This window comes from Gemmatimonadota bacterium (assembly GCA_040882465.1).
Classification (GTDB): domain Bacteria; phylum Gemmatimonadota; class Gemmatimonadetes; order Longimicrobiales; family Gaopeijiaceae; genus JBBEBG01.
The window spans coordinates 366,587-372,942 of sequence record JBBEBG010000026.1 but is presented as its reverse complement, the minus strand read 5'-3'; the positions used below and the strand labels follow the sequence as shown (position 1 = coordinate 372,942).

Genomic DNA, 6,356 nt, shown 5'->3' with positions numbered 1-6,356 from the left:
GTGTCGCGATCTCGTCGCCGAGTGCCTCCACCAGGTCGGGATCCGCCACATCCGGAATGCGACTCGCAACGTCCGCGACCCTCGCATCTTCTGCGACCCCCGTATCTTCTGCGACCCCCGCATCTTCTCCGACCCCAGTTTCTTCTCCGAACCCCGTATCTTCTGCGATCCCCGCATCCGAAGCCGACAACGGTCCGGCACCGACAACAGCGTATTCAGCCATCTGAATTCCAAACATCTCACACCCCCCTCATCCCAAGCAAAGACTGCGACACTCCTGAAGGAAAGACTGTGACTTCCCTGCAAGATACGGGGGTGTTTTTGGACTTCTCAGGAGCCCGCGAAAGGCACGAACCCGGGGTGCCGAGGCATCCATGGACCGCTACTCAAAGTACGCGGCTCACGGGAGCCGGCAGGGGCGTCCAGCACCCGTCTAGCCGCACCTCCGAGACCTCCACCACTTCCCCCGCCCGCAACTCGTCCATGGCTGTGTGGGACTGCTTGATGCGAACACGGGACACGATCTGCGGGACAGGACTGCGAAACCTCACGGCGCGAGGATGGGCCCCCCAAGGTTCGTTCGCGCATCACGAGGGCTCGGTGGGACCGCGCACGTCGAAGGCTCGACCTCAAGATCTCAGAGCTTCTCTGCGCCTGCCCGAGGCGCCCCCGGATGGCTCTTTCCTTCGGCGAGCTTGCGCCGAAATTCCTCAGCTTCTTCGAGGCGACCGAGGGTGGATTGGATGCTCTGCACTTCCGCATCGAGCAAGTCCATCCGTCGGGCCAGAAGCGTCGCGGTCTGCACCGCCGACGGATCGCGACGGGCCTCCGCGAAGGACTGCATGAGCGGCCGGAGAACAAACCGGGCGCAAAGCGCAACGACCGGAATGAGGATCACGAGTCCGCTTATGACGATGGCGGTCATGGCGACCACCGCCTCCGTGTATTCCACGCGACCTCCTTCGAGTGAAAAGAAAGTGAATCGGGGAAGCCCCGGACCACGCGGCGCTATCCGCTATCCAAGTCCTACGAAAATGGGGAACTCCGGGATTCCTCGAATCCCTTGATCGCCCCGGAGGGTGGCACTATGGTGGGGCCCGCTTGCGTCGGCGGAGCGTTCGGCGGCGGCCGGAACGGGAAAGCAGCCCGCGAATGACATCACTCGCGCGTCCCGCATTTCCCACACAATTCATCGGAGGGAGAATTCAACATGGTTCGGAACTTGGTCGGTGCGCTGGCACTCGCAGTCATGATCGGGATAGGGACTCAACCAGTCGCGGCGCAGGGCTTTGCAGTTGGGTACACGGACATCGGGCCCACCATTGGCATCGGCGGGATCGGCGACGCTTCCCTCGCCTTCGGCGGCCGGTTCGAGTGGGCGTGGACGGATCTTCCCGAGCTTGGGAATGGCGTTTTGGGAATTCAGGCCGGCCTCGAGTACTACTCGTGGGATGACAACTTCCCACTCGGGGACGCGAGCGTTTCGTACATCCCGGTCGGGGTCACCGCGAACTATCATTTCAATCTCGACAACGATCAGATCGACCCCTTCCTCGGTCTCGGTCTCGGCTATGCCATCATCAACTGCGACAATGAGGGATTCGCTTACGACTGCTCCGACAGTGAGCTCTACTTCATCGGCCGCGCCGGGCTTCGTTACTTCGTCAACGACAGCTGGGCGATCTACGGCGACATTGGTGAGGGTGCCGCGACGCTCAACGTCGGAGCCATGTATCGCCTGAGGGGCTGATCCGCCGCCGCGCGGGAGAGCCCAACAGGAGCTGAGGGCGAAGCGGGACGGCGTGAGAGCGAAGCGGGACGGCGTGAGAGCGAAGCGGGACGGCGTGAGAGCGAAGCGGGACGGCGTAGTCGAGGAAAGCGGGAAACCGAAGTGCGAAGGTGAATTGCGGGCGCTCGTGGCGAAGGGTCGGCCTCGGGAGCCCGCGCAATTTTTCTGGTAGGAAAGGACCGGACGCGCGTCGGCAGCACGTCGCATGTCCGCGACCCGCCGCATCGTCACCCCACGGTGGACAGGGCGCCTCCAGTTCCTGAAGTTGCAGGACATGAAGATCCCCGTCTCGCACGGCCACCTCGAGGGGCACCTCCGCCCGGGCAGTCCGCCACTCCGTGGCGCGGCGGTCCTCTGCCATCCGCATCCCCAGCATGGGGGCACGATGCACACCAAGGCGGTCTTCCGAAGCGCTCAGGCGCTCTGCGCGGCCGGCTTCGAGGTGCTGCGCTTCAACTTTCGCGGGGTAGGCACGAGTACGGGTCTCTACGGAGGAGGAACCGGGGAGGAAGAGGACGTCGAGGCGGCGTTGGACTGGCTCGAGGACCGGCACCCCGATCTTCCCCTCCTCGTGGGTGGCTTTTCTTTCGGCTCGCGGGTCGGGCTCACTGTCGGCGCGCGCGAGGAGAGGGTGAAGGGACTGCTCGGCCTGGGGCTTCCCCTACGGAATCTCGGATTTCCCGACCTCGCCGGGCTCGATAACCCCCTTTTGGTCGTGCAGGGAGAAAACGACGAATTCGGAAGCGGGAGCGAGGTGGAGGACTGGGTGCGTGCGACGGGCGGACCGATCACACTCGTGCGTATCCCCCAATCGGACCATTATTTCCACGATCATTTCGAGGAACTCCAATCCATCGTGGAGGAGTACTTCACCGTAGGACCCGGCGCCGAGGCTTTTCCCAGGCCTCAGGCGAGCCGAACCGGATCCAGCTGAGAACCGGAAGCAATCATGCGCCATCGCGAACGAATCCTGGCGAGCCTCGAGGGTGCGTACCGGGAGGCCTTTGAACAGGCGAAAGGCCGGGGCGACGCACAGGAAATGGGGCGCCTCGACTTCCAATTCCAGCGCGACCAGATCCGCCTGGAGATCCTCCTCGACATCCGAGAGCTCCTGACGCCCGGCGAGCCACCCCCCCCTCCCCCGAAGGAAGGGAAGTCGCTGATCGAGGAGGGCACGGCGTTCGTGGAGAAAGCGCAGGCGCTCCGGCGGATGACGCGGCTTCTGTGAAGATCTACACCCGCACCGGAGACGCCGGAGAGACCGCGCTTTTCGGCGGGGGTCGCGTCGCGAAGGATCACCCGCGCGTCGAAGCGTACGGCGCCGTGGACGAGCTGAACGCATTTCTGGGCCGAGCGCTCGGAAGTGTGCGCGTTGCCTCGAGCCGGGACCGCCTCGCCGCCGTTCAGCACGATCTCTTTTCGCTTGGGGCGCATCTTGCAGCTCCGCCTGCACGGGAGGGCCGCCACCGGCCCGAGCTTCCCCTCCTCCCCGAATCGCGCATCCCCGAGATGGAAGAATGGATGGACGAGGCCGAGGCCCGGCTCGCACCCCTTCGCGCCTTCATCCTCCCCGGGGGGAGCCCGGGCGCCGCGGAACTGCATGTCTGCCGCACCGTTTGCCGCCGGGCCGAGCGTGCAACCGTTCCCCTCCTCCGCGATGGCGATGAAGACGCCGTGGTCGTGGTGCGCTATCTGAACCGACTCTCCGACCTCCTCTTTGTTCTGGCGCGGCTCGAAAGTGCCGAGGCCGGAGCGGCCGAGGTGGAGTGGAAGAAGGAGGAGGGGTGATCCAGCGGACCTTCACGCTTCCCGCTGAAGACGGGGAGGAGATCCGGGGGGATCTGCGTCTTCCCGAAGGACCTCCGCCGAAAAGTGCAGTCGTCGTCGCGCATGGGTTCAAGGGATTCAAGGACTGGGGGTTCTTCCCTTTCTTATGCGAAACCCTCGTGGCCGACGGACACGCGGTGGTTTCCTTCAACTTTTCGCTGAACGGGATCGGGGACGACTTCCTGAATTTCACCCGCCTCGAAGCCTTCGAGCGGAACACCCTCAGCCGAGAAGTGGCCGAGTTGGCCGGCGTACTTGCAAAGGTCCGGGAAGGCGAACTCGTCCCCGCGCCGCCCCGGAAAGTCGGACTCGTAGGGCACTCCAGGGGTGGCGGCGTGGCAGTCCTCGCCGCGCGCGCCTTCACCGAGGGAGGGGGGCGGCTCGACGCCCTCGTCACCTGGGCTGCCGTCGCCGAGTTCGGCCGCTGGACGGAGGAGCAGAAGACGGAGTGGCGGCGGGAAGGGAGGATCCATGCCATGAACAGCCGGACCGGTCAGAGGCTTCCCCTGGGCCTCGGTCTCTTGGAGGACTTCGAAAAGAACCGGGAGCGCCTGGATGTCGTGCGGGCGGGCGCGGAGCTTGGAACGCTTCCCTGGCTCATCATTCACGGCGAAGAGGACGAAACGGTCGCCGTTGAAGACGCGCGCCGACTGAGCCGCGCGAATCCGGCGGCGGAGCTGGAGGTCGTGTCGCCGTCCGGTCACACCTTCGAGGCGAAGCATCCCTTCGACGGCTCGAATCCGAGGCTCGATCGGGTCGTGGAGATGACGCGCGGCCACTTCCGCCGCCACCTTCTCACGGAAAGGTGAGGGCGGACTGGAAGGTGCGATCCTCGAGCACCGGGGGAAGGGCGCGAGAGCGGAGGCGCCCGGGAGCACCGTGAGTGGTCAGGCTCCCGGCGCGCGCGGCCAGAGGATGGAGGAGCGGCTCGTCCGGGCGGCCTCTGAGCGGGGCGTTTCGGAACCCGGTCTAGAGCGCGTCGTAAAGGCTCACCGGGCCGCTATGGCGCTCCGAGACTCCCCCTTTTCGACACTTTCATCCGACCAGGACCCGGCCTATCTCCATCCCGGGCGCGTTGTCTTGATCCTTCTCCAGGACCTCGAGGAAGGGGACCCCGATGCGCTCGCGGCCGGTGCGCTCGCCGAGAGCCGCGACCCCGCCCTGAGCGTGTCCGCGACAGTTGCCGAGGAAGTCCTCGGTGAATCCGCCTTCGCCTTGTGGACGGCCTTACCCGACGTGTCCTGGGGAGGAGCGACGGGCCCGGACGACGACGGGGAGCTGTTGGAGGGCCTGGTGACGGCGGACGCGGTCGTGCAGCGGATCGCGCTCTCCGAAGCTTTGGACCAACTCCGACACGCGCACCTCTGGGAAAACGCGGCGGAGAGGGCGCGAGCGGCCGAAGTCGCGAGGGAAGTGCTGGCGCCGGCCGCCGCCCGGGTTCACCCCGTGCTGGAGCGGCGCTTCAACTGGTGGGTCCGGCGAGTGGGGGACAGCTTCAGATTCGGACGAAAGTGAAGTTCAGAGGCCCCGCTCCCGTAACCGTTCCAGAAATGCCTTCTCCACCGTGGCGGTGGCCCTCTCCTGGACCTTGGCGACGGGCCGAGGATCCGGCTTCCTGGCGAGCTGCACCAGGAGGGCGCCGACGGTCACGACCGCCGCGCCGAGGAGAGGAAGTGTGACGTTGTTGCCGCGCATCCGGGGTTCCTCCTGGTTGAAAGGATGCCTGCGAAAGTCGATCACTGCACATTTCGTACCATCGAGAAAGGCGCGAGGATCCCGGGCCAGGAGAGGGCAAAGCGCTGGCGCGGGCGAGAAACCTTTGTTTACCTGAGTGGTAGGTGGGTCGGCGCACACCGAAACTCTCGAATTTTCGAGGCGGGATCGCCACATTGCGTCGCTCGGCCCTCACGGAGAATGTGGGGGTGGAGCCCGTCGCCACGTTACACGGGGGAAGCGCGTGGAGGAGAATCCGGCAGACGGAACACCCATCACCCGCCGGCAGTGGGTGATCGACGCGCTCTGCGAAGCCTTCGCACGGGATCAGCTGGAAGTCCACGAGCTCGAACGACGTCTCGAGGTCGCGAACCGCGCCCGCACGGACGCGGAGCTGCGCGGGCTCCTCGAAGGGCTGGACCTGGCGAATCTGGACCCGAAGGCGATGACTCCGTCGTCCGTGGCGGCGGGGGCGGGCTGGATGGGAAGCCGGCTTCCCGCCGCGACGACCCAGTCCCGGATCGCCCGCGTGGACTCCTCGCAGGTGCCGGAGCGTGAGCTCAGCCTTGCCTTCTGGAGCGGGCGTTCCCGCAAAGGAAGCTGGATCCCCGCGAAAAGGATCTCGGCGATCGCGATCCAGGGTGGGATCGAGCTCGACTTCCGCGACGCCCGGTTCGGGCCCGGCGTCACGCACATCCACGCGGTCGCGGTGATGGGAGCGGTTGAGATCACCGTCCCGCCCGAGCTTCACGTCGAGACCTCGGGCTTCGCGGTCATGGGTGCTTTCGAGGATGACGCCGAGGCATCCGGGGTGACGCCGGGGGAAGGCCCGGTTCTCAGAGTGACCGGGCTCGCCTGCATGGGTGCGGTGGAAGTGAAAGTTCGGCTCCCCGGGGAGACGGATCGCCAGGCGCGGGAGCGGAAAAAAAGGAGATTCCGGGCCCTCCGGGAGCAGGGGCGCGCAGCGGAGTAGTCCCGCCCGGGGACGGAGGAGGGGCCCCGAAGGTCGAGGGGACCGTTTGTCCGA

10 protein-coding genes are annotated in these 6,356 nt (G+C 66.0%); 7 read left to right on the top strand and 3 right to left on the bottom strand.

Annotated features, from left to right (window positions below):
* Together WEG36_09665 and WEG36_09660 are read right to left on the bottom strand one after the other, a co-directional pair.
* Nucleotides 1-223: hypothetical protein (locus tag WEG36_09665; protein MEX1257874.1), on the bottom strand; the 223-nt coding region annotated here is incomplete at its 3' end.
* A 414-nt stretch (nucleotides 224-637) separates the two neighbouring features.
* Nucleotides 638-952 carry a hypothetical protein gene (locus tag WEG36_09660; protein MEX1257873.1) on the bottom strand — a complete coding sequence of 105 codons (315 nt, stop codon included), beginning with the start codon at nucleotides 950-952 and terminating at the stop codon, nucleotides 638-640.
* Between the two features lie 258 nt (nucleotides 953-1,210).
* Here WEG36_09660 and WEG36_09655 point away from each other — a divergent pair, with 258 nt between their 5' ends.
* The 6 genes from WEG36_09655 to WEG36_09630 all read left to right on the top strand — a co-directional run bounded on the left by WEG36_09655 (nucleotide 1,211) and on the right by WEG36_09630 (nucleotide 5,131).
* Nucleotides 1,211-1,750, top strand: a complete 540-nt coding sequence (locus WEG36_09655; protein ID MEX1257872.1) for an OmpW family outer membrane protein — start codon at nucleotides 1,211-1,213, stop codon at nucleotides 1,748-1,750.
* 244 nt (nucleotides 1,751-1,994) lie between these two features.
* Nucleotides 1,995-2,723 carry an alpha/beta fold hydrolase gene (locus WEG36_09650; protein MEX1257871.1) on the top strand — a complete coding sequence of 243 codons (729 nt, stop codon included), beginning with the start codon at nucleotides 1,995-1,997 and terminating at the stop codon, nucleotides 2,721-2,723.
* A gap of 15 nt (nucleotides 2,724-2,738) precedes the next feature.
* Nucleotides 2,739-3,017 (top strand): hypothetical protein, encoded by a 279-nt coding sequence (locus tag WEG36_09645; protein ID MEX1257870.1) that lies wholly within the window; start codon nucleotides 2,739-2,741, stop codon nucleotides 3,015-3,017.
* Nucleotides 3,014-3,577 carry a cob(I)yrinic acid a,c-diamide adenosyltransferase gene (locus tag WEG36_09640; GenBank protein ID MEX1257869.1) on the top strand — a complete coding sequence of 188 codons (564 nt, stop codon included), beginning with the start codon at nucleotides 3,014-3,016 and terminating at the stop codon, nucleotides 3,575-3,577. The genes WEG36_09645 and WEG36_09640 overlap by 4 nt, the downstream gene beginning before the upstream one ends.
* A complete protein-coding gene (locus tag WEG36_09635; GenBank protein MEX1257868.1) occupies nucleotides 3,574-4,425 on the top strand; it encodes an alpha/beta fold hydrolase in 852 nt (283 codons plus the stop codon). Before WEG36_09640 ends, WEG36_09635 begins: the two co-directional genes overlap by 4 nt.
* Nucleotides 4,426-4,495: 70 nt before the next feature.
* Complete coding sequence (locus WEG36_09630) at nucleotides 4,496-5,131, top strand: hypothetical protein (GenBank protein MEX1257867.1); 636 nt, start codon at nucleotides 4,496-4,498, stop codon at nucleotides 5,129-5,131.
* A gap of 3 nt (nucleotides 5,132-5,134) precedes the next feature.
* Here the strand turns inward: WEG36_09630 and WEG36_09625 are convergent, their stop codons facing one another.
* Complete coding sequence (locus tag WEG36_09625) at nucleotides 5,135-5,311, bottom strand: hypothetical protein (protein MEX1257866.1); 177 nt, start codon at nucleotides 5,309-5,311, stop codon at nucleotides 5,135-5,137.
* Nucleotides 5,312-5,573: 262 nt separating this feature from the next.
* Here WEG36_09625 and WEG36_09620 point away from each other — a divergent pair, with 262 nt between their 5' ends.
* A complete protein-coding gene (locus WEG36_09620; GenBank protein MEX1257865.1) occupies nucleotides 5,574-6,302 on the top strand; it encodes a DUF1707 domain-containing protein in 729 nt (242 codons plus the stop codon).
* The last annotated feature ends 54 nt before the right edge of the window (nucleotides 6,303-6,356 follow it).